The sequence below is a fragment of the Bradyrhizobium sp. CCGUVB1N3 genome (assembly GCF_024199925.1).
Lineage (GTDB): Bacteria > Pseudomonadota > Alphaproteobacteria > Rhizobiales > Xanthobacteraceae > Bradyrhizobium.
In genome coordinates, this window is sequence record NZ_JANADR010000001.1 from 1794715 (window position 1) to 1815344 (window position 20630).

General features: G+C 64.5%; 18 protein-coding genes. 9 read left to right on the forward strand and 9 right to left on the reverse strand.

Annotated elements, in window-relative coordinates; all coding sequences use genetic code 11:
- The first annotated feature begins 128 nt into the window (after positions 1-128).
- On the forward strand, positions 129-1316 hold the full coding sequence (locus NLM33_RS08465; RefSeq protein ID WP_254095631.1) for a GNAT family N-acetyltransferase: 1188 nt from the start codon (positions 129-131) through the stop codon (positions 1314-1316).
- 27 nt (positions 1317-1343) lie between these two features.
- Here NLM33_RS08465 and NLM33_RS08470 read toward each other — a convergent pair whose 3' ends face one another.
- Positions 1344-3563, reverse strand: coding sequence for an exopolysaccharide transport family protein (locus tag NLM33_RS08470; protein WP_254095632.1), 2220 nt, complete (start codon positions 3561-3563; stop codon positions 1344-1346).
- Between the two features lie 210 nt (positions 3564-3773).
- On the opposite strand from NLM33_RS08470, the gene NLM33_RS08475 reads away from it, so the two are divergent.
- The 3 genes from NLM33_RS08475 to NLM33_RS08485 all read left to right on the forward strand — a co-directional run bounded on the left by NLM33_RS08475 (position 3774) and on the right by NLM33_RS08485 (position 8001).
- Positions 3774-4907: a glycosyltransferase family 4 protein gene (locus NLM33_RS08475; protein WP_254095633.1), complete on the forward strand. Its 1134-nt coding sequence runs from the start codon at positions 3774-3776 to the stop codon at positions 4905-4907.
- A 123-nt stretch (positions 4908-5030) separates the two neighbouring features.
- Positions 5031-6578: an undecaprenyl-phosphate glucose phosphotransferase gene (locus tag NLM33_RS08480; protein WP_254095634.1), complete on the forward strand. Its 1548-nt coding sequence runs from the start codon at positions 5031-5033 to the stop codon at positions 6576-6578.
- 163 nt (positions 6579-6741) lie between these two features.
- Positions 6742-8001, forward strand: a complete 1260-nt coding sequence (locus NLM33_RS08485; protein ID WP_254095635.1) for an O-antigen ligase — start codon at positions 6742-6744, stop codon at positions 7999-8001.
- On the opposite strand, the gene NLM33_RS08490 is transcribed toward NLM33_RS08485, so the two are convergent.
- Positions 7976-8446, reverse strand: coding sequence for a MarR family winged helix-turn-helix transcriptional regulator (locus NLM33_RS08490; RefSeq protein WP_254105689.1), 471 nt, complete (start codon positions 8444-8446; stop codon positions 7976-7978). The two genes, NLM33_RS08485 and NLM33_RS08490, sit on opposite strands and share 26 nt — an antisense overlap.
- Before the next feature lie 147 nt (positions 8447-8593).
- Between NLM33_RS08490 and NLM33_RS08495 the strand changes: the two genes are divergently transcribed.
- Complete coding sequence (locus NLM33_RS08495) at positions 8594-9790, forward strand: FAD-dependent monooxygenase (RefSeq protein ID WP_254095636.1); 1197 nt, start codon at positions 8594-8596, stop codon at positions 9788-9790.
- Between the two features lie 146 nt (positions 9791-9936).
- Here the strand turns inward: NLM33_RS08495 and NLM33_RS08500 are convergent, their stop codons facing one another.
- The 3 genes from NLM33_RS08500 to NLM33_RS08510 form a co-directional block, all read right to left on the reverse strand.
- Complete coding sequence (locus NLM33_RS08500) at positions 9937-11118, reverse strand: trans-acting enoyl reductase family protein (protein WP_254095637.1); 1182 nt, start codon at positions 11116-11118, stop codon at positions 9937-9939.
- Positions 11119-11226: 108 nt separating this feature from the next.
- Entirely contained in the window at positions 11227-12009 is a 783-nt protein-coding gene (locus tag NLM33_RS08505) for a DUF169 domain-containing protein (RefSeq protein ID WP_254095638.1), read from the reverse strand.
- A gap of 51 nt (positions 12010-12060) precedes the next feature.
- Entirely contained in the window at positions 12061-12864 is an 804-nt protein-coding gene (locus NLM33_RS08510) for a YdcF family protein (RefSeq protein WP_254105690.1), read from the reverse strand.
- A gap of 156 nt (positions 12865-13020) precedes the next feature.
- On the opposite strand from NLM33_RS08510, the gene NLM33_RS08515 reads away from it, so the two are divergent.
- The 3 genes from NLM33_RS08515 to NLM33_RS08525 all read left to right on the forward strand — a co-directional run bounded on the left by NLM33_RS08515 (position 13021) and on the right by NLM33_RS08525 (position 14917).
- Positions 13021-13962 carry an acetamidase/formamidase family protein gene (locus tag NLM33_RS08515; protein WP_254095639.1) on the forward strand — a complete coding sequence of 314 codons (942 nt, stop codon included), beginning with the start codon at positions 13021-13023 and terminating at the stop codon, positions 13960-13962.
- Positions 13963-14159: 197 nt separating this feature from the next.
- Positions 14160-14357 carry a hypothetical protein gene (locus NLM33_RS08520; RefSeq protein WP_007603456.1) on the forward strand — a complete coding sequence of 66 codons (198 nt, stop codon included), beginning with the start codon at positions 14160-14162 and terminating at the stop codon, positions 14355-14357.
- Positions 14358-14425: 68 nt separating this feature from the next.
- Positions 14426-14917: a GcrA family cell cycle regulator gene (locus NLM33_RS08525; RefSeq protein ID WP_254095640.1), complete on the forward strand. Its 492-nt coding sequence runs from the start codon at positions 14426-14428 to the stop codon at positions 14915-14917.
- Between the two features lie 296 nt (positions 14918-15213).
- Here the strand turns inward: NLM33_RS08525 and NLM33_RS08530 are convergent, their stop codons facing one another.
- The gene (locus NLM33_RS08530) at positions 15214-16698 is read right to left on the reverse strand and encodes a porin (RefSeq protein ID WP_254095641.1); all 1485 of its coding nucleotides are present in this window, start codon (positions 16696-16698) and stop codon (positions 15214-15216) included.
- A gap of 407 nt (positions 16699-17105) precedes the next feature.
- Here NLM33_RS08530 and NLM33_RS08535 point away from each other — a divergent pair, with 407 nt between their 5' ends.
- A complete protein-coding gene (locus tag NLM33_RS08535; protein ID WP_254095642.1) occupies positions 17106-17612 on the forward strand; it encodes a MarR family winged helix-turn-helix transcriptional regulator in 507 nt (168 codons plus the stop codon).
- 4 nt (positions 17613-17616) lie between these two features.
- Here the strand turns inward: NLM33_RS08535 and NLM33_RS08540 are convergent, their stop codons facing one another.
- The 3 genes from NLM33_RS08540 to NLM33_RS08550 all read right to left on the reverse strand — a co-directional run bounded on the left by NLM33_RS08540 (position 17617) and on the right by NLM33_RS08550 (position 20487).
- Positions 17617-18726, reverse strand: a complete 1110-nt coding sequence (locus NLM33_RS08540) for a S9 family peptidase (RefSeq protein ID WP_254095643.1) — start codon at positions 18724-18726, stop codon at positions 17617-17619.
- 457 nt (positions 18727-19183) lie between these two features.
- Complete coding sequence (locus NLM33_RS08545; RefSeq protein ID WP_254105691.1) at positions 19184-20155, reverse strand: SDR family oxidoreductase; 972 nt, start codon at positions 20153-20155, stop codon at positions 19184-19186.
- Positions 20156-20307: 152 nt separating this feature from the next.
- The gene (locus tag NLM33_RS08550; protein ID WP_254095644.1) at positions 20308-20487 is read right to left on the reverse strand and encodes a hypothetical protein; all 180 of its coding nucleotides are present in this window, start codon (positions 20485-20487) and stop codon (positions 20308-20310) included.
- Positions 20488-20630: the final 143 nt, after the last annotated feature.

The window sequence follows — 20630 nt, forward strand, 5'->3', positions numbered from 1 at the left end:
ACCTTTTGCGAGCCGGCGAGCGGCCGGTTCCCCTTTCCATTGTCCTTACTCTTTGTTGACACTTCTTTGCAAAGGTCGGCCACAGGCCGAACTACGCTTGTTTTCCGTTTTCTCGACAGGTTTCGCGAATGACCATGGCTGCGGCGATGCAAAGCCGGACGGCAGAAGCGCCAGCGCGGTCGAAAGCGAGCCGCATCGCTGAGGTCGACATCGTCGGCGATCTGGCTACGGCCGAACCGGACTGGCGCGCGCTGGAGAAGACCGGCCACCTCGCCACTCCCTATCAGCGTTTCGACCTGCTCGCTCCCTGGCAACGTCTCGTCGGCGAGAACGAAGGCGCGACGCCGTTCATCGTCATTGCCCGCGATGCCGAGCGTCGGCCGCTCGTCGTGCTGCCGCTGTGCACACGGCAAAACCACGGCGTCACCGTCGCCTGCTTCATGGGCGGCAAGCATACGACATTCAACATGGGCTTGTGGGACGCCGATTTCGCCGGCCACGCCACCGCCACCGATCTCGACGCGCTGCTCGCGGCCTTGCGCGCACGCGGCGGCATTGACGTGCTTGCGCTACCGCAGCAGCCGATGCGCTGGCGCGACCAGCAAAACCCGTTCGCGCTTCTGCCGCGCCAGAATTCCATCAACGGCTGCCCGCTGCTCGCGATGCCGCCGGGCGGACCGCCGGCGTCGCGCATCAGCAATTCGTTCCGCCGTCGCCTGAAGAGCAAGGAAAAGAAGCTTCAGGCGCTCGCCGGCTACCGCTATCACCTCGCCACTACCGATGACGACATCACGCGCCTGCTCGACTGGTTCTTCCGCGTCAAGCCGGTGCGGATGGCGGAGCAGAAGCTGCCGAACGTGTTCGCCGAGCCCGGCGTCGAGGCGTTCGTCCGCTCGGCCTGCCTCACGCCGCGCGGCGACGGCCGCGTCATCGACATCCATGCGCTGGAATGCGACGAGGAGGTGATCGCGATCTACGCCGGCGTCGCCGACGACCGCCGCTTCTCGATGATGTTCAACACCTACACGATGACGGAGCACGCGCGCTACAGCCCCGGCCTGATCCTGATGCGCAACATCATCGACCGCTATGCGGAAGCAGGCTACGACGCCCTCGATCTCGGCATCGGCTCGGACGACTACAAGCGCCTGTTCTGCAAGAGCGACGAAGAGGTCTTTGACAGCTTTGTCCCGCTGACCTCGCGCGGCAAGCTCGCGGCGATGGCGATGTCATCGCTCAGCCACGGCAAGCGCCTCGTGAAGCAGAACCAGGTACTTTTCGACCTCGCGCGAAAACTACGCCGGGCGTTCGGGTAAGCGTAGCGCCGAACAGCGTCGCCCCGCCTAAGCCGCCACCACGCGGGGCGCTTCCACGGCATCCGACGGCTGAACCGGCTTCTGCAGCATCGTCACTTCGTTGAATCCGACCGCCTTGAGCTGCTCGCACATCGCAGTGCGGGCGTCAGCTGGCATGCCGGCGTCCGGCACCACGACGGCGCGGGCGTTCGTCGTCAACAGTTCGGCGGGCAAGTCGGACGCGCTGCCTGCGTCGAGCAGCACGTGGTCGTAGACGCGGAGCAAGGCGTCGATCGCCAGCGTCACGCGCGGCGATTGCAGCAGGCTGCGGTCGAAGCCGGGGCGACCTGCCGCGACCAGCTGCAGGCGCGAGAGCTTGTCCTTGGTGATGATCTGCGCAAACGAAGCCTCGCCCTGCATCAACTCGGCAAGGCCCGGTGCAGCCGGATCGGCCGAGATGGCCGGAATCGTCGGCGAGGATGCCGCGAGATCGACGACCACGACGCGCGCCTCGCGCGCCAGAAGGCGCGCTAGCGTCAACGCAGTCAACGTGATGCCCTCGCCCGCCGCGGTGCCGAGCACCGTCACCTTGCGCGCGGCGGTGCCGGCGCGGCGCAGGCTGTCGGCAAGCTGTTCGATCTCGGCGAACTCGGTGATATCAGCGTCGGAAGCCATCTCCGGCTGGAGCGGCGCCGGCTCGCTCACCACGGGCTCGGGCTCGACGGCTGGCTCACTGCGGGCAGCAACGCGCGAGGCGGCGGAGGTCGGCGTGAATGCGGCGATTGCCCGCGGCGCGGTCATGCGCAGGAGTTCGCCGGTGACGACGACCCCCGTGCTGAGCAGCAGCGTCGCCAGCGTGGCGATGAGCACGATCGGCAGCTTTTTCGGATAGGCGATCGTGTTCGAGACGATGGCGCGCGAGATGATGCGCCCTTCGGTCGGCGCGGTGTCGATGGTCTCGCGGGTATTGGCCTCGCGATATTTGGCGAGATAGGTCTCGAGCAGGTCGCGCTGCGCCTTGGCCTCGCGCTCCAGCGCCCGAAGCTGGACGTCCTGGCCGTTGGTCGAGGTCGCCTGCTTCTTGAGCTGCTCGAGGCTGGCGGTGAGGCTGTCGACGCGGCTGCCGGCGATCCGCGCGTCATTCTCCAGCGAGCGCGAGATCTTGCCCGCCTCGTCACGGATCTGCGTGTCGAGGTCCCCGATCTGCGCCTTCAATTCCTTGATGCGCGGATGGTTGCCGAGCAGCGTCGAGGACTGCTCGGCGAGCTGCGCCCGCAGCGTCACCCGCTGCTCGGACAGCCGGCGCATCAGCTCGGAATTCAGCACCTCCGATGCTTCGATCGGCTTGCCGCTCTGGAGCATCTCGCGGATCAGCCGCGCCCTGGCTTCGGCATCGGCCTTCATCGCGCGCGCATTGTTGAGCTGGGTGTTGATCTCACCCATCTGCTGATTCGACAGCGTGGTGTTGTTGGTGCCGATGAACAGCGACGATTTGGAGCGAAAATCCTCGGCCTTGGCCTCGGCTTCCGAGACCTTCTTGCGCAGGTTCTCGATCTCGCCGGACAGCCACGCGCTGGCCGACTTGGCCTGCTCCTGGCGCGCGCTCTGTTGCAGCACCAGATAGCCGTCGGCGATCGAATTGGCGACGCGCGCGGCGAGCTCCGGATCGCCCGACTGGAATTCAACGACGATCACGCGCGACTTGTCGACCGCATAGGCGGTCAGACGGTCGTAATAGGCATCCAGCACCCGCTCTTCCGGCGTCATCGAGAACGGATCGCGGCCGATCCCGAACAGCGCGGCCAGCGATTTCAGCGGCGAGATGCCGCGCAGAACCGGGTCGAATTCGGGCAGCTCCGCGAGCTTGTTCTTCTTGATGATCTCGCGCGCCAGATCGCGCGACAGCACGAGCTGCACCTGGCTGGTGACGGCCTCGGCATCGAGCGCCTGCCGCTCCTCGGTGCTGCGGTCGCTGGTCGGACGCAGGAACACGTTCTCGCGGCCGTCGATCAAAATGCGGGCTTCCGACTTGTAGCGCGGCGTCACCAGATTGACGCCGGCGAGCGCGAGCACCAGCGCCAGCACCGTCGGCACCATGATGAAACGGCGCCTGCGCTTGAGGGCAGCGCCGAGCGCATGCAGATCGATGTCGCCGGATTCGGCTTGCGCCTGGCGCGCGACAGCGGCAGCAGGCTTCGGCTCAGGCTTGTGCAAGGCCCGCTCGATCACGGCCTTGTACTTGCCGGCTCGCCAGAACGCTAAACGCATCGCACACTCCCGCAGGGCAACGCCACTACCCACCTCAACGGAGGCGATTACACTCCATTAAGGTTGCCGCTGGGTTAATCGCGCCGCACGCGTGCATGGCCCGACCGCGCGATCGCGCACCAACACCATTTGTTAACCATGAGACCCCTTAATCGGGATCGATAATTCAGTGGATTGCTCCGTCATCGCCTGCGAGCGCCGGTTCAGATCATGCCCCCCTCCGTCGACCAGCCGCTTCGCATCGTGCACGCCGTGCGTGCCCCGGTCGGCGGCATCTTCCGCCACATCCTCGACCTCGCCAACGGCCAGGTCGATCGTGGACATCATGTCGGGATTCTCGCCGACAATCTGACCGGCGGCGAGCGCGCAGAGAACGCTCTGGCCGAGATCGCGCCGCGCCTGAAGCTCGGCGTCCACCGGCTGGCAATCCGCCGCGAACCATCGCCCGACGACTTTCTCGTGTGGCTGCGCATGAGGCGCCTGATCGGGAAGCTCAATCCGCATGTCATGCACGGCCACGGCGCCAAGGCCGGCGCCTTCGTGCGGCTCAAGCGGCGCTCGAGTGACACCATCCGCATCTACACCCCGCATGGCGGCTCGCTGCACTATCCCCTGCACACCTTCAAGGGCGAGTTTTACGCGCGACTGGAACGGACGCTGACGAACAGCACCGACCTGTTCCTGTTCGAAAGCGCCTTTGCCCGCGACACCTATCAGCGCATCGTCGGCACGCCCAAGGGCGTGGTGCGCTGCGTCTTCAACGGCGTGACGCCGGAGGAATTCGAGCCCGTCGTCACCGCCGACGATGCGACCGACCTCGCCTATGTCGGCGAGTTCCGGCACATCAAGGGCGCCGACCTCCTCGTCGACGCGGTGGCGCGCCTGCACGCCCAGGGCCGCAACGTCACGCTGACGCTCGGCGGCGACGGCGAGGAAATGGCGGCGCTGAAGGCGCAGGTCGAGAAGCTTGGCCTCGCTGGTTCGATCCGCTTCATCGGCCACGTCAAGGCGCGATACGGCTTCTCCAAGGGGCGGCTGCTGGTCGTTCCCTCGCGCGGCGATTCCATGCCCTATGTCGTGATCGAGGCCGGTGCGGCCGGCATCCCCATGATCGCCGCGAAGGTCGGCGGCATCCCCGAGATCTTCGGCGCCGAGAGTTCCGCCCTCTTCGCCCCGAGCAATGCCGAGGCCATGGCGGAGGCGATTGGCGCTGCGCTGGACGATCCACAGGCGACCGCCCAACGCGCGGCGCGCTTGCGAGAGCGGATCGCGGCGCACTTCTCCCAACGGGCGATGGTGGACGGCGTGCTGGCCGGCTACAGCGACGCGTTTGCCAATCGTTAACCATCCTTAAAGCGGCTTTAGAATTTCTTCCGATTTGTCCGATAAGCGGGAGCGAGGGGGACTCCCGCGCTACGCGCGCCAATATGCGCGTCCGTCGGGTTTCAGGAATGGACGTGGACGACCGTGGAACCGCTCAACGCACGCTCGATGCTCGACGCCGCGACCAGTGCCGCGGCCACCCCCGTTGACAAGCCCTTTGTCGAACGCCGTCGCCGGCTTTCGCCGGCAGCACTTGCTGTCGTCAACCAGAAGGTCGCCCGCGCCTATTCGCCGATCGTGATCACCGGCTTCGCGCGCGTCGCCGATTTCGTTCTGCTCAGCCTCGTCGGCACGGCGCTCTATTTCGGTTACGTCGCGCCGCAGACCGGCGTCCGCTGGGAATATCTCGCCGCGATCTGCGCCGTCGCGGCCGCAGCCGTCATCTGCTTCCAGGCCGCCGACATGTATCAGGTGCAGCTCTTCCGCGGTCAGCTCCGCCAGATGACGCGGATGATCTCGTCCTGGTCGTTCGTGTTCCTGCTGTTCATCGGTATTTCCTTCTTCGCAAGGCTCGGCAGCGAAGTCTCGCGGCTGTGGCTCGCGGCCTTCTTCTTCCTCGGTCTTGCCGCGCTCGTCGCCGAGCGCCTGGCGCTGCGAACGCTGGTGCGCACCTGGGCGCGCGAGGGCCGGCTCGACCGCCGCACCATCATCGTCGGCTCGGACCGCAACGGCGAGGAGCTGGTCGAGGCGCTGAAGGCGCAGGAGGATTCCGACATCCACGTGCTCGGCGTGTTCGACGATCGGAACGACAGCCGCGCGCTCGACACCTGCGCCGGCGCGCCGAAGCTCGGCAAGGTCGACGACATCGTCGAGTTCGCCCGCCGCACCCGCGTCGATCTCGTGCTGTTCGCTCTGCCGATCTCGGCCGAGACGCGCATCCTCGAAATGCTGAAGAAGCTCTGGGTGCTGCCGGTCGACATCCGCCTTTCCGCGCACACCAACAAGCTGCGTTTCCGTCCCCGCTCCTATTCCTATCTCGGCGAGGTGCCCACCCTCGACGTGTTCGAGGCGCCGATCACCGACTGGGACCTGGTGATGAAATGGCTGTTCGACCGCATCGTCGGCGGCCTCGCGCTGCTCGCGGCACTTCCCGTGATGGCGCTGATGGCGCTGGCGGTGAAGCTCGACAGCCCCGGCCCCGTGTTGTTCCGGCAAAAACGCTTCGGCTTCAACAACGAGCGCATCGACGTCTACAAATTCCGCTCGATGTATCACCATCAGGCTGACCCGACAGCCTCGAAGGTCGTCACCAAGAACGATCCGCGCGTCACCCGCGTCGGCCGCTTCATCCGCAAGACCAGCCTCGACGAGCTGCCGCAGCTCTTCAACGTGCTCTTCTCCGGCAATCTCTCCCTCGTCGGCCCGCGCCCGCACGCCGTCCAGGGCAAGCTCCAGAGCCGGCTGTTCGACGAGGCCGTCGACGGCTATTTCGCGCGCCACCGCGTCAAGCCGGGCATCACCGGCTGGGCCCAGATCAACGGCTGGCGCGGCGAAATCGACAACGAAGAGAAGATCCAGAAGCGCGTCGAGTTCGACCTCTACTACATCGAGAACTGGTCGGTGCTGTTCGACCTCTACATCCTCCTGAAGACGCCGATCTCGCTGCTGACCAAGAACGAGAACGCGTATTGAGGTTGGATTGCCCAAACCAAGCTGTCATCGCCCGGCTTAACCGGGCGATCCAGTAATCACCGGCAGCGGACGTCACCACTGACGGCGCGGAGTACTGGATGCCCCGCCTTCGCGGGGCATGACTGCGAAATGTGTACCAGTTGCGTAAGCGTGTGAGCGTGTGATGGCGTATGCGGCGACAGCCGGGGGAATGAACGTAGCCGCACCGGCTGCGCCCGGCGTGCTGGCCTTGCAGCGCGCGATGGTGTGGCTGGTCGGCGCCTCCGGTGCGGTGGTCTTCATCGAGCCCAGCCCCTACGAGATCGTGACGCTGCTTGCGAGCGTCGCCTTCTTCGCCACCGGCCTGCGGCTCCGCCTCGTGTTCATGCCGCTCGTGCTGCTGCTGATCCTGCTCAATGTCGGCTATACCGTCAGCGCGATTCCGCTGCTTGGCCAGTCCGAGGTCGCAAGCTGGATCGCGACCTCCTGGTACATGGCGGTAACGGTGGTGTTCTTCGCCATGGTCACATCGGAGGATACGGCAGCGCGGCTCGACATGCTGCGCCGCGGCCTCGTGGTCGGCGCGATGGTCGCCTCGACCTCGGCGATTGCCGGCTACTTCAATCTCGTTCCCGGCGGCCACGACCTCCTGACGCTCTACGAGCGCGCGCGCGGCACGTTCAAGGACCCGAACGTGCTCGGCGCGTTCCTGATCCTGCCGGCGCTGTTCTCGCTGCAAAGCGTGGTCTCGGACAAGCTGGCCAAGGCGTTCCGCAATGCGATCGCCTTTGCCATCATGGCGCTCGCGATCCTGCTCGCCTTCTCGCGCGCCGCCTGGGGCGGCCTGATCCTGACCTCCGGCTTCATGCTGGCGCTGATGGTACTGACCAGCCCGAGCAATGCGCAGCGCTCGCGCATCATCATCATGGCGCTGGTCGCGGCCGTGCTGGGGCTGGCGCTGATCGCGATCCTGCTCTCATTCGACTCCATCGCCGAGATGTTCAAGCAGCGCGCGAGCTTCGACCAGAGCTACGACGAAGGCCGCTTCGGCCGCTTCGGCCGCCACATCCTCGGCGCGGAGATGGCGCTCGACCTGCCGTTCGGCATCGGGCCCCTGCAATTCCACCGCTACTTCCCGGAAGATACCCACAACTCCTATCTCAACGCATTCATGTCCGGCGGCTGGCTCTCCGGCATCTGCTATCCCGCGCTCGTCTTCACCACCGTGATCACGGGCTTTCGCCACGTCTTCGTTCGCGTGCCCTGGCAGCGCGCCTATCTTGCGATCTTCTCCGCCTTCGTCGGCACCGTCGGCGAAAGTTTCATCATCGACACCGACCACTGGCGGCATTTCTGGATGATGCTGGGCGCCATGTGGGGCATGATCGCGGCTGCGCAGGCCTATAAGGCGGCTCCGGTCAGCGAGGCGACTTCGGCGTCTTGAGATTGGCGCGCTTTTCCGGCGGCGTGTCGAGCACGCCGTTCAGCGCTTCCGTCGCCTCGAGCACGCCCTTGTAGGCATCGGTCGCGAAACGCAGCAACAGCTTCAGCTCCTCGTCGGAATAGCGGCTCCAGACCTTGTGCATCGCCTGCTGCATCGGCACGTAGAGCTTGCCGATCTCGGCGGTGGCCTCCGGCACGATGGTGATGAACACCTTGCGACGGTCGTCCTCGTCCCGCTCGCGGCGCACATAGCCCGCCTTCTCAAGCCGGTCGACGACGCCGGTGATGGCCCCCGTCGTCAGCCCCGTGACCTCGGCGAGCCGTCCCGCGGTCGCGCGTCCTTCGAGCTGCAGAAAGTCCATGCATTCGAGGTCGGAGCCGGAAATTCCGGCAACATTCGCAACGGCCTGGCCGTACAGCACACCCTGCGCCGAGGAGCGGCGCATCGCCTCCTCGAGCTCCTGCACCAAGCCTGCGCGCGCTTTTCCCCTTGACAAGGCCGGCCTCATATCTTAGCGAATATATATCTTAGCTACTAAGATAATTAGCAGCCGTGATTTCTACTAGCACCGCAGCAGTCCCAGGAGCAAGCCATGTCGTCACGTCCCCGCAAGGCCCTCATCATCGGCGCCGGTATCGCCGGGCCCGTCGCCGGAATCCTGCTTCGCCGCGCCGGCATCGAGGCGCAGATCTTCGAGGCCTGGCCCTACTCCAAGGGAATCGGCGGCGGCTTGCAGCTCGCGCCGAACGGCATGCAGGTGATGGACGAGATCGGGCTCGCGCGCGAGGTGATCAGCTACGGCTCGATCGCCGACTCCTTCGACTTCTATTCGCAAGGCGGCCAGAAGCTCGGTTCGATCAACCGCGACATGGAGCGGCGCTTCGGCCAGCCGGCGGTGAATATCTGCCGCGCCACGCTGAACGAGATCCTGATCGACAAGGCCTGGTGCTCCTGCGTCTCGCTCTATTTCGAAAAGCGCCTGATCAAGATCGAGGACCGCGGCGACCAGCCGATCATCGCCTATTTCGCCGATGGCACCACCGCGGAAGGCGACTTCCTCATCGGCGCCGACGGCGTGCACTCTGTGGCACGCCGGCAGGTCGTGCCGGACGGGCCGCAGCCGTTCAACACCGGCCTGATCGGCTTCGGCGGCTTCGTGCCGCGCAAGGTGCTTGCCGGCCGCGCGATCGGCCAGCGCGTCGAGACCACGTTCGGCCAGAGCGGCTTCTTCGGCTACGGCTTTTGCAGCTCCAATCCCGACGACGGTGTGATGTGGTGGAGCACGCAGCCCGCGCACGGCATGGACGCGGCGATGTTCCGCGCACAGGATCAGGCGACGCTCAAGCAGCACCTGCGCGACTTCCATCGCGGCTGGCACGATCCGATTCCCGCGATCATCGAGGCGGCGGAGAACATCGTGGTCACCGATACGCTCGATGTCGCAACCCTGCCGACCTGGTCGCGCAAGCGCTCGCTGCTGATCGGGGACGCCGCGCATGCGACGAGCCCGCATGCCGGCCAGGGCGCCTCGCTCGCGCTGGAAGATGCACTTCGCCTCGGCCGGCTGATGGCGGAGGGCCAGGAGCTCAGCGCCACCTTCCAGAACTTCGAGGCCGAGCGCCGCCCCCGTGCGGAAAAGATCGTCGCGATCGCGCGCCGCAACGGCAACAGCAAGCGCGAATTCTCGGCCACCGGCGCCTTCATCCGCGATCAGATGCTGAAATGGCTGCTACCGCTGAGCTCAAAGGGGATGGATTTCATGTACGCCTACGACGCGCGGGCGGCGTAGGCGCACGCTGCCGTAGGATGGGCAAAGCGACTTGTCCGCCGTAGCTCGAAGAGCGAAGGCGGAAGCGTGCTCACCACTTCTGTACGAGATCGTGGAGAGATGGTGGGCACGGCGCTTCGCGCCTTTGCCCACCCTACAATCTGCGGCTAGCTTTCAACCCTGAAAGTCAGCCCCGCGTGCTCCTCGAGCCGCTTGATCAGCTTGTGCTGCATCGCTGCGCCCGGGGTCCAGAAGCCGCCCGCAACATCGGGCGTGTCGCGCAACAGGCAGATCGCGCATTCGGAGATCATCTTCGAGGTCGAACCATAGCCGGGGTCGCGATCGCCAGTGACACCGGCGCGGACCTGGCGGCCGTCGGGCGCGATCGCAACATAAAGCAGATTGAAGAGACCTTTTTCCCGCTCCTCCTTCGACGGCCCCTCGCCCGGCTTCGGCGCGTTGGGGCCGGTCTTCTCGGCGTTGGCGGCCATCACACGCTTCGCATTGGCCTCGCCCTTCTCGCCTGCGCCGGTCAGGACCATCTCGTCGTACACGAAGTCCTGCCCGTACGGAAAGCCCATCAGCATGTTGGAGCGATGGACGTTGCGCGTGTTGATCAGCGCCATCATGAACGGCGCGGCCCAGGATTGCAGGTCCTCCTCATAGGCCGCCCTGTTTCCCTTCGGCTGCTTCGGCCCGGTGAAGCCGGGCGTCAGCGCGAAGTGATCGTTGAGAATGGCGACAAGGCTGAGGTCCTTGGCGACCGCATCGAAGGTCGCCTTCGCACTCGCCGCGGTGCCGCCTGACAGCGTGCCGCGCATGTCGCGCACACGCCCCTTCACGCGCGCAGCCGGCGCACCGAGCACACGCTTGGCCTCTTCCTGCACGAAGAACGTACCGAGCTCGAACGGGACGGAATCATAGCCGCACGAGAACACGATGCGCGCGCCGCTCGTCTTGGCCGCCGCCTCATACTTGTCGATCATCTGCCGCATCCAGACCGGCTCGCCGCAGAGATCGAAATAGTCCGTGCCCGCTGCCACGCAAGCGGCTAGCAGCTCTTCACCGTAGAACTGATACGGGCCGACGGTCGTGATCACCGACTTCGTCTGCGCGACCATCGCCTTCAACGAAGCCGGATCGGACGCATCCGCCACAAGCAGCGGCGTATCCACCGACGCGCCGATCGCATCGCGCACCGATTTCAGCTTGTCGAGGCTGCGGCCAGCCATCGCCCATTTCAGCGCCTTGTCGTCCTTGTAATGCGCGGCCAGATATTCGGCGACGAGCTGGCCGGTGAAACCGGTCGCGCCATAGACGACGATGTCGAATTTCGACGAAGAACTCATGTTGCATCCTCAATTTGCTTCGTCATTGCGAGGAGCGAAGCGACGAAGCAATCCAGACTGTTTCCGCGTCGGCATCCTGGATTGCTTCGCTTCGCTCGCAATGACGATTTACTTCTTTCCGTAACTCACGCCCATGCCGGCACGGACGTCGCTTTGAATTCCATAGGGCGGGATCGGATAACGCAGGCCGTTTTTCGCCAGCGCCTTCATGCCCGTGATCGCCTTGGCGAGATGCGCTGGGCTCAGCGCCATCAGCATCTCCTCGTCCGGCACGCCGCCATAGCGCCGTTCGGCATAGCATGGCAAGGACAGGCTGGGCTCGCCGGTCTTGAGCGCCCGCCCCCAGGAATCCGCGCAGGCGGTCTCGCCGACCACGCCCCATTCGAACTTCTTGTAGCCGGTATATTGCAGCCCGTTGATCAGGATGATCATCTGCCCCGGCGTCGCGTAGACCAGGCAAATGTCCGGAGGATCGAGCCGGCCGCTTGCCAGCGGGCTCACCGCGAGCGCCTGATATTGTCCGAACGGCACGACATCGAGCGCTTCCTGACGCTTGCGCGCGTCCTCGGCCGTGCCATGCCACACGCCGACATAGTTTTCGCCCGCGAGCCATTTCTCGTCCTGCGGCGCAAGGCCGATCACGGCGCGGCACTGGCTGCCAACGAGATCGTCGGCGGTGATGCCGACGGTCCAGCCGAGGCGCGAGGCCATGCTGACGATCTGGTCAGTGGTGTGAACCGCGTTCGGCCGGCGGATCTTCGGGATCGCCTCCATGTCCTCGGCACGCGCGAACAGCTTCATGCCGATCACCGTCGTCTTCAGCCGCAACAGCGTGTTGAGGTCGGCTACGATGCCGGCGAGATCGAAGCTACCAGCGTCCTGTTGGTGCATGGCGTCCTCCGGGGGCGGCGATCACACCGCCTCTCTTTGTGGTCCCCGTTTCTAGTCCTTGGCTGGCCCCGGAAGCAACTCGCCGGTGCGGCCCATCAGACGGTAGGCGACAAGCCCGATCCATTCGCGCACGGCGATGTCGGTTCGCATGATCCCGTCGATGCCCATATTGGTGAAGGTGAGGAGATCCTCGCGCCCACCCATTCGCCAATCCACGGGATAGGCCTCGACGTCAAAACCGGCCTTGCGGAAGATCCCGACCGAGCGCGGCATGTGGAACGCCGAGGTCACCAGAAGCCAGCGCTCGCCGGGTTTCGGCACGACCAGCTCTTTCGTGAACATCGCGTTCTCGTAGGTGTTGCGCGAGTTGCGCTCCACGATCAGGCGCTCCCTGGCGATGCCGAGATTTTCCAGGATCGGCGCGGAGTAGTCGGCCTCCTTGGCCTCGGTGGAGATCAGATTGGCATTGCCGCCGGTGAAGACGATCCGCGCATTCGGGTAGCGCCGTGCGAGCGCGGCCGGCGCCAGCATGCGATCGGCGGCATGGGCGACGACCGGTGTTTGATGCGCCGACGACAGGTCGGTATCGACGGAGCCGCCGAGCACGATGATGCCGTCGGGCGCGCCGCGCGAGGCATCCCACTGCGGAAAGCGCTGTTCCAGGGGATAGAGCAGGAGCTTGCCGAGCGGCGAGAACGCCACGAGCGCGAGGAGAACCAGCACGGTCACCGCAAGCCTGCGTCCGGCTCGCGCAAAGCGCGTCGTCATCAGAACGAGCGCGAGAATGCCGAGCTCGACCAGGAAATTGATCGGCAATAGCGCGACGCCGAGCGTCTTGGACAGGACGAATAACAGGGGAGCCTCGCTTTGGGATCATCGAGCCTATCGATGCGCGGACCTTGACGGGCCGATCCATCTTCAGAAATCTTCTTGAAAGAGGATGGATTGCCGGGTCAAGCCCGGCAGTGACAAGTCCTGATGAAAACAGCCGCAAACGACCGGACCAGACCCATGCCCCATCACCACCTGCAGTCCAGCCCCGAAACCTGCCATTGGGGCTTCTTCGAGGCGAAGCTGAACCCGGTCCTCTCCATCGAGAGCGGCGACGAGGTGACGGTCGACACCATCAGCGGCGGGCCGGACGTGCTGCCCGACCGCAAGCAGTTTCATATTCCGCCGGAGCTGTTCGAGGTTCATGCGAAGTCCGAGCGCATGCTGCCCGGCCACATTCTCACCGGCCCGATCGCAGTGAACGGTGCCGAGCCCGGCGACGTGCTCGAGGTCCATATCCTCGACATTCAGCTCAGGCAGGATTGGGGCTGGAATCTGATCAAGCCGCTGTCCGGCACCCTGCCCGACGACTTCCACGAGACGCGTATCCTCAACATCCCGCTCGATCTGACGCGGATGGTCGGCCGCATGCCCTGGGGCCTCGACCTGCCGCTCAAACCGTTCTTCGGCGTGATGGGCGTCGCGCCGCCGCCCGCCTGGGGCCGCATCTCCTCCCTGATCCCGCGCGCGATGGGCGGCAATCTCGACAACAAGGAGCTCGGTGCGGGCGCCACGCTCTATTTGCCGGTATTCGTGCCGGGCGCGCTGTTCTCCTGTGGCGACGGCCATGGCGTGCAGGGCGACGGCGAAGTCTGCGTCACCGCGATCGAGACCGCGCTGCAAGGCCGCTTCCGCCTCACGCTGCGCAAGGACATGAAGCTCGCCTACCCCCGCGCCGAGACCGCCTCGCACTACATGACCATGGCGATGGACCCGGACCTCGACCAATGCGTGGTGCGCGCGCTGCGCGACATGATCGCGCTGCTGGGCGAGAAGCGAAACCTGTCGCGTGAGGACGCCTATACGCTGTGCAGCCTGGCTGCGGATCTGCGGGTGACGCAGACCGTCAACGGCTCAAAAGGCATCCATTGCATGATCGAGAAATCGCTCGTGCACGGCTAGCTCGCAGCGCCTCTCTTTCCCCACAGCCCGCCCTCCAACCGCCCGGCACAGCCGCGCGCGGGCTGTCGCGCAGAATTTTTCCAGCGATTCCAATAGGCTAGAACACCGGCTTGATCCGGATTTGACTCCTCCACGTTTCCAAATAGAGTCTTAATCGTTACTTTTCTGTACCCGAGTAAGAGGCTAGCGTTCGCGTCATGGCCACCGAAAAAGCCGAGACTGACCGCATTCCCGTAACCTTGGCGCTCTCGACCATCACGTATCTCGAAAAACTGGTGAGACAGGGCACCCACGGCACCAGCGTTCCCGGCGTCGCACGGACCTTGATCGAGGAAGGCATCCGTCTCGCCATCAAGGACGGACTTTTGTCGATTCGCGACAATGGCAGGACGTGAGGTTTGGGAAGCGCATAGCGGACGGTTTCGGACGGCGTGGTCGATTTGCAACCTGGGACCGTCACAACATGCCTGCTATTTCACCGACTTCGCCAACGTCCGCTGCGACCTGGACCGACGAGCGCATCCAACTTTTGAAAAGCCATTTTCACGCCGGCCTGTCCTGCCGCGAGATCGCTGCCGATATCGGCGTCAGCCGCAACGCCGTCATCGGCAAGCTCAGCCGCCTCAACCTGACGCGCGGTCCGAAGCGGGAGGAGCGGAGCGCTGACAAGAGCACCGCGCGGGCCCTGAGGACCCTCCGCAGGCTGCAATATGAAATGCTCACCGCGATCCATAGCGAGGACGAGCCACCGCTCGCGCACGCACCGATCGACGAGGCCAACCGCTGCTCGCTGCTCGAATTGTCGGAGAACCGCTGCCGCTGGCCGATCTCGACACCGGGCGCGGATGATTTCTGTTTCTGCGGCAACGCCTCGCCCGACGGCCAGTCTTATTGCACGGGCCACGCGCGCCTCGCCTACCGGCCGAACTCACGCGCGCGCCTGATGCGCGTTTGACCGCGCTCGCAGCCACCACAAAAATAAAAACCTCCGGCAGGGCACTGCCGGAGGTTCTGGAGGCCTAGCATGAAGCCAGGAGCCGTTAGCTTAACTTTCGGCTGGATCGGAATATAGCTGAGTAACTAAGGTAAGTAAATAAATATGAGGGCGAATGAATCGCATGGCTGTTATTCGCTTTTTGCGCAAGGCGCGCTTTACGAAATCGATCACTGAAAAAAGCCAGCAGGAAGGACGACCAAGAAAAACCCCGGCGGTTGCCCGCCGGGGTTCTCTGATCGGTCGAGAGATCGATCTTAGAAGTTGCGCTGAGCGCGGAGGAGCATGGAGACCGAGTTCTGGTCCTTCAGCTCATACACGGCTGCCGGCTTGGCAGAGGCAGCAATGCCCGGGCTGTTGATGGCGCCGGTATACTTCTGGTCCAGATGCGACCAGTTCACGTCAGCAGTGAACGCCAGGTTCTTGACCGGAGTCCACACGGTGTTGACACCGATGACCGCGAAGTTGAAGTCCGGGTTACAGGTCGAACCGGCCACGGCGATCGTTGCGAAGTTCGTGCAGATCAGCGCCTTGCCCGTATCGCCGTACCTCAGCTGACCATAGCCACCGTAGACGGCGCTCGCCCAGTTCGGGGTCCAGTTGTGGGTGTAGCCACCACGGAAGCCCCAGGTCTTGACGGTGTCGATGCCGGTGCCGGTGCCGAAGACGCCGTCAGCAACGCCGGCGATTCCGACGCTCTGGTAGGCGCCAGCCAGGCCGGTGCCGCTGAACATGAAGAAGCTCTGCGGAAACAGGCTCTGGAAGTTGTAGCGGCTTGCACCATCCGTGTAGACGGCCTGCAGGTTGATGACGTCGCCAGGTCCGGTCGGGATGTTCTTGATCGACAAGACACCCGAAACCGCCCAGCCCCACTTGTCGGCAGGGTGACCGCTGACTTCCGTGGTGCCGTAATAGGCGGAATGGATGTCATGCGCGGCAACCGAAATCTGGGCCAGACCCCAGGCCTGGTCGACGCGAACATTACCGACGATGTCGGGAGAACGCGTGCCACCCCAATCGTTGGCACCGTAGACACCCGTCACGAACTGAGCGGCGGTACCCGACGACACATTCCAGAGATTCGACTGGCCGTTTGCGGCCGTCGTCAGATCCTGCAAGGCCACCGAACCGGTGATGCCCTGACCGAAATCAGCCGTGTAAGCGACCTGGTTCACGCCGTTGGTGAAGTTGGAACCGCCCGGAAGCGTATCGGGACCGCCAGCCGGATAGCCCGTCCACGGAGCGTCGAAGATCGAGACCGTCTTGCCGAAGGTGAAGCCCGCGAACTGGACGAACGCATGGAAGAGGCCGAGCTGGGCGGAACCATCAGAGGACCCTTGCGCCGACCCGTTGCTGCCGGTCAAGGTGTTGCTCGTCCAGGTAAAGACCATGTCCGCGTAGGTACGCACCACGCCATACTCGGTCGCCGTGCGGGTATCGACGGTAAAGTCCATACGAGCGCGGCTGAACCAGTAGTTGGTCAGACGGTTATTCGCACCCTGGTTCGCGCCTTGCTGGAAATTATAGTCGCCCGCGCCAACCGACGTGTCGGCACGAACGTAGCCACCGAACTTGATGCAGGTGTCGGTGCCCGGCATGTAGTAGAATCCGGCTCCGTACAGGGAGCAGATCTTCACGTATTCGACCGCCTTGGCCTTCACGGGGAGATCGGCTGCCTGCGCTCCGCCAACGGCGATCAGACCCGCCGCTGAACCGAGCAAAAAGCTCTTCACCAATTTCATCTTTAACCTCCAAGTTGCTCATTCATGGCGAGGCGGGCCATCAGCCCCCAGATCCCCGCCTTTTGAAAACCGCTCGGCCGCTTCCCGCCTTCGGACGCGCGCGCCTTGGCGCGGGCAACCTGAGCGAACCACCTGCAACGGGACGGCCGAAGAATCCTCTTGAACCGTCGGCGACGAATATGCATGCTCTACTTCACTAATCAAAATAGTTTATTAGATCAGTTATCTTATTGCACCGATGCTGTGGCCCGGGCGCAACACCGACCGCAGCCGTAAAGGCTGACCAGGTCATCTGTGTAATATGCGTGAGATAATTACCTTGCTCCGCCCTTGCGTCAGGGCAGACTTGCGTCGACAATGGGCGGGCCATGGCGCCGGTGACAAGAATCAAACCAGGGAGGGAAGCCGTGTCCGCGACGAGGAAGGACGGGGCGCGTCATCGCGCCGTCGGACATCTGGACATCATCAAGTGCTTCACGTGGGAGATCACCTCGATCAACAACCATCTCGAGGAGCTGCGCCAGTTCTGGGCCCGCACGCTGGGCATCTCGGGTCCGCAATGGATGATCCTGATGGCGATCTCCGACCTCGACAAGGACGACGGCGTTCCCGTCAACGTGGTCTCCAAGCTGCTCCACGTCGATCCGTCCTTCGTCACCACCCAGTCGAAGCTCCTGGAGAAGAAGGGCCTGCTGCGCCGCAAGCCCTCCCTGACCGACGCGCGGGTGGTCCGGCTGTCGCTCACCGACAAGATGCAGAAACATCTCGCAAGCCGAACCGAGCAGTACAAAGCGATCCGGGACTACGTATTCGAGGGGTTCGACCAGGACGAGTTGACCGCGTTCACCGAGAAGCTCGCCACCCTCAAGAATCGCCTCGAGAAAGCCTGCGTGAAGGTCTCGCTGGATTTCTGAAAAACTAAGCCGGCAGCGCACCAAGCCGCGACGCCAGCCAGTCGAAGATGTACTCGTTCGCAAGACTCGGGTTGTCGGCATGCGACTGCGCCGCGGCGGTCTCCTCGGCGGTGAACACCCGAAGCGTCACGTCCGACCGCGTGGCGCGCACCTGCTGCACCATCTGCCGCGCGCGGTCCGGCTTCAGCCAGCCGTCGTCACCGAGCGTGATCAGCACCGGACAATCGATGTCGCGGGCGATCAGGGTGGCCTCCGGTCCGAGAACGAGACTCGCATTGTTCGGCATGACGCGGTTGGCGAGGAAGGCGCGCTCGTGCAGATCCCACAGCCCGCCGTCACACACCGCCGCAGCGAGCCGCGGCTCGTGCACGATCGCGCGGGCCACGAATGAGGAGCCCCAGCCATCCGCGAGGATCGCGACGCGGCCAAAGTCGACGTCGGCGCGCGATGACAGATAGTCCATGATCGCGGTGATCGACGTCTCGAGATCGCGCCGACGCAGGATCCTGTCGAGGTCATCGTCGCCGCGCTCGCCGAGGAGATCGATCGCCAGCATCGACAGGCCCCGCTCGCGCGCGAACGGCGCGAGCTTGATCAGGAATTCCTCCTTGCGATGCCCGGGCTCGCCGATGCAGACCACCGTCGCCGCCGGCCGGCCCGTCGGCTGCGCCGGCAGGAAGTAGCCCTGGAGCGAATGACCGTTCGGCCAGGGCATCGTGACGACCTCGCCTGCGGGACTGCTCACCTTGAGGAAGCTGCGCGCGCAACCCTGCATCGCCAGGACTGCATCAATGCGCCGCGGGTCCACAGGCTCGAGCGGAACGGCCGCGGCATTGTAGTAGCTGACGGCGCGAAGCCAGTTGCGCTGGGCGGTGGCGAGATGGCCGCCGGCGAACGCCGCGTCGCCGCGCTCGCGATTGGCCTGTGCAAGCGCCAGCCATTCGCGGTGCCAGGAGAGTTCGTCGCCGCGCCTGATCCGTCGCGCAATCAGGAGGCATTCGGCGATCGTCGCCCCGCCCTCCTGGGCGGCCGCGAGCAATCGCATGAATTCGGCGGACAGGTCTTCCCGCTCTGGCCAGAAAGCCCAATCGTCGGGAAGGCAAGCGGGGATCATGCGAGACGAAGCTTCATTTGCCATCTTCAACAATTGACCGAATAACTTATTTTAGTCCAGCTACCAAGAGGCCGGCGGCCGAAGCGGCACCGCAATCGCGCGCCTGGCGATCAAGTTCGCTTGAGTGAGCGCGTGATATCGCGTGGGTGACATCCCGTGCTTCGCGTACGCGACGGCCGCAGCAGAATTTTCCGCGTCAACTTGCCGCGGCGACGGTCTTTGGCTGGCAAGCGAGTCGCAATGCTCCCGGAGACGAGATGGAAAAAGCGCGCGCTCCCTTATGACCGTCACCCTGAGGTGCCGGAGCGTGGCGGAGGCCTCGAAGGGCGACGGCCGGGCTGCATCCCGGCCGCTCATCCTTCGAGGCTCGCTACGCGAGCACCTCAGGATGACGGGACAAGCACCGACGCTATTGCGATCACAACGACAGACCTCATCGATGGAGATGCCCCTCGCCTCACCCCAACCGCCAGCCGACCTCCTGCGCAAAGTTCTCGTAGAAGTCGCGCTCATAGGCCTCTTCCGGCGTCGCGCGCACGCGCTGATCGAGGCGCACGGCGTCCTCGCCGACCAGGATGCGCCATCTCTCGGCCTTGACGCCGTCGAGGATGATCTTGGCGGCCTGCGCGGCCGTGGTCGGGGCATCCTCGCGAAAGCTGCGGGCGCGCTCGGCGAAGACGGCCTGGATGTCCTCGTCCGACATCTTCTCCGCGTCCGGCACTCCGGCCGCGACCATGCGCTTGCGGGTCAGCACGACCTCATCGGGATTGAGACGCTCTGAGCCGTCGCCGCTCTGCACCCTGCGCGAGTTGGAGACGATCGAGGTGCCGATGTGACCGGGCATCACCACCGAGCATTTGACGTGCGGCGCATGCAGGCGGAGATCGTTGATCAACGCCTCGGTAAAGCCTTTCACCGCGAATTTTGCCGAGCTGTAGGCGGTGTGCGCCTGCCCCATGCCGATCGAGGCCCAGAAGCCGTTGACGCTCGCGGTGTTGACGATGTGCGCCTCGTCGGCCGCAACCAGCATCGGCAGGAAAGTGCGCACGCCGAGATAGACGCCGCCCCAGCAGATGTTGAAGGTGCGCTCCCATTGCTCGCGCGTGTTGGTGAACAGGCTGCCACCGCCGCCGATGCCGGCATTGTTGAACAGCAGGTGGATCCTGTCCGTCTTCTGCTGCTCGGCGAGCTCGTCGCGAAACCGCTTGAGATGATCTTCGATCGCGACGTCGGCGACGTGGGTGGTGACGCGCAGGCCCTGCGGCAGCTTCTCGACCTCGCACAGCCGCTTGGTCTCGGCCATCGCGGCTTCCGAAACGTCGCACATCGCGACGTTGCAGCCTTCGGCCACGAGCTGGCGCGCCAGTTCACGCCCCATCCCCGTTCCCCCGCCGGTGATGACGGCGATCTTTCCGGAAAAGTCCTTCATGGGTTCGGCCCCCTCGCTATTGGTCTGGTTGTTGGTCTTGTTGGCCTTCACGGGCAATGCACGGGGCCGTCGCAAAGTGTAGCAGCGCCGCGCCTGCGGTAAAGCAGGCCGGCGCTGCGCCACGACGACGGCGAATTATTTCGGCGGACGAATTATTCCGCCGCCTGGACATCGGCGCGCGCGGCCAAGTCTGCGGCCGAAGTCTTCGGCAGGCCCTGAAGCATCTGCGCATGGCGCGTGCAGGCCGGAAGATTGTCGGCGGTGATCGCATTCCACAGCGCGAGCAGCTTCCTCTGCAGCTCGAGCGCACGACCACGATTGCCGGCCTTCACCGCGTTCAAACCTACCGGCTGCAACCGCAGCGATGAAGCGGGCGAGCGGCGACGTAGCCTATATGATGGTTCATAGCGGCCGGTTCCCCGTATTTGTCCGGCTTCGGATTGAGGGGAATTTTTTTACAATCCGAATCGTCAAA

What these genes read in the sequence shown, in the direction of transcription:
- NLM33_RS08545 (WP_254105691.1), bottom strand. Translation starts at nt 20,155, where the DNA reads ATGAAGGACTTTTCCGGAAAGATCGCCGTCATCACCGGCGGGGGAACG.
- NLM33_RS08495 (WP_254095636.1), top strand. Translation starts at nt 8,594, where the DNA reads ATGTCGTCACGTCCCCGCAAGGCCCTCATCATCGGCGCCGGTATCGCC.
- NLM33_RS08505 (WP_254095638.1), bottom strand. Translation starts at nt 12,009, where the DNA reads ATGCACCAACAGGACGCTGGTAGCTTCGATCTCGCCGGCATCGTAGCC.
- NLM33_RS08530 (WP_254095641.1), bottom strand. Translation starts at nt 16,698, where the DNA reads ATGAAATTGGTGAAGAGCTTTTTGCTCGGTTCAGCGGCGGGTCTGATC.
- NLM33_RS08470 (WP_254095632.1), bottom strand. Translation starts at nt 3,563, where the DNA reads ATGCGTTTAGCGTTCTGGCGAGCCGGCAAGTACAAGGCCGTGATCGAG.
- NLM33_RS08500 (WP_254095637.1), bottom strand. Translation starts at nt 11,118, where the DNA reads ATGAGTTCTTCGTCGAAATTCGACATCGTCGTCTATGGCGCGACCGGT.
- NLM33_RS08520 (WP_007603456.1), top strand. Translation starts at nt 14,160, where the DNA reads ATGGCCACCGAAAAAGCCGAGACTGACCGCATTCCCGTAACCTTGGCG.
- NLM33_RS08540 (WP_254095643.1), bottom strand. Translation starts at nt 18,726, where the DNA reads ATGATCCCCGCTTGCCTTCCCGACGATTGGGCTTTCTGGCCAGAGCGG.
- NLM33_RS08490 (WP_254105689.1), bottom strand. Translation starts at nt 8,446, where the DNA reads ATGCGCCGCTCCTCGGCGCAGGGTGTGCTGTACGGCCAGGCCGTTGCG.
- NLM33_RS08525 (WP_254095640.1), top strand. Translation starts at nt 14,426, where the DNA reads ATGCCTGCTATTTCACCGACTTCGCCAACGTCCGCTGCGACCTGGACC.
- NLM33_RS08515 (WP_254095639.1), top strand. Translation starts at nt 13,021, where the DNA reads ATGCCCCATCACCACCTGCAGTCCAGCCCCGAAACCTGCCATTGGGGC.
- NLM33_RS08475 (WP_254095633.1), top strand. Translation starts at nt 3,774, where the DNA reads ATGCCCCCCTCCGTCGACCAGCCGCTTCGCATCGTGCACGCCGTGCGT.
- NLM33_RS08485 (WP_254095635.1), top strand. Translation starts at nt 6,742, where the DNA reads ATGGCGTATGCGGCGACAGCCGGGGGAATGAACGTAGCCGCACCGGCT.
- NLM33_RS08465 (WP_254095631.1), top strand. Translation starts at nt 129, where the DNA reads ATGACCATGGCTGCGGCGATGCAAAGCCGGACGGCAGAAGCGCCAGCG.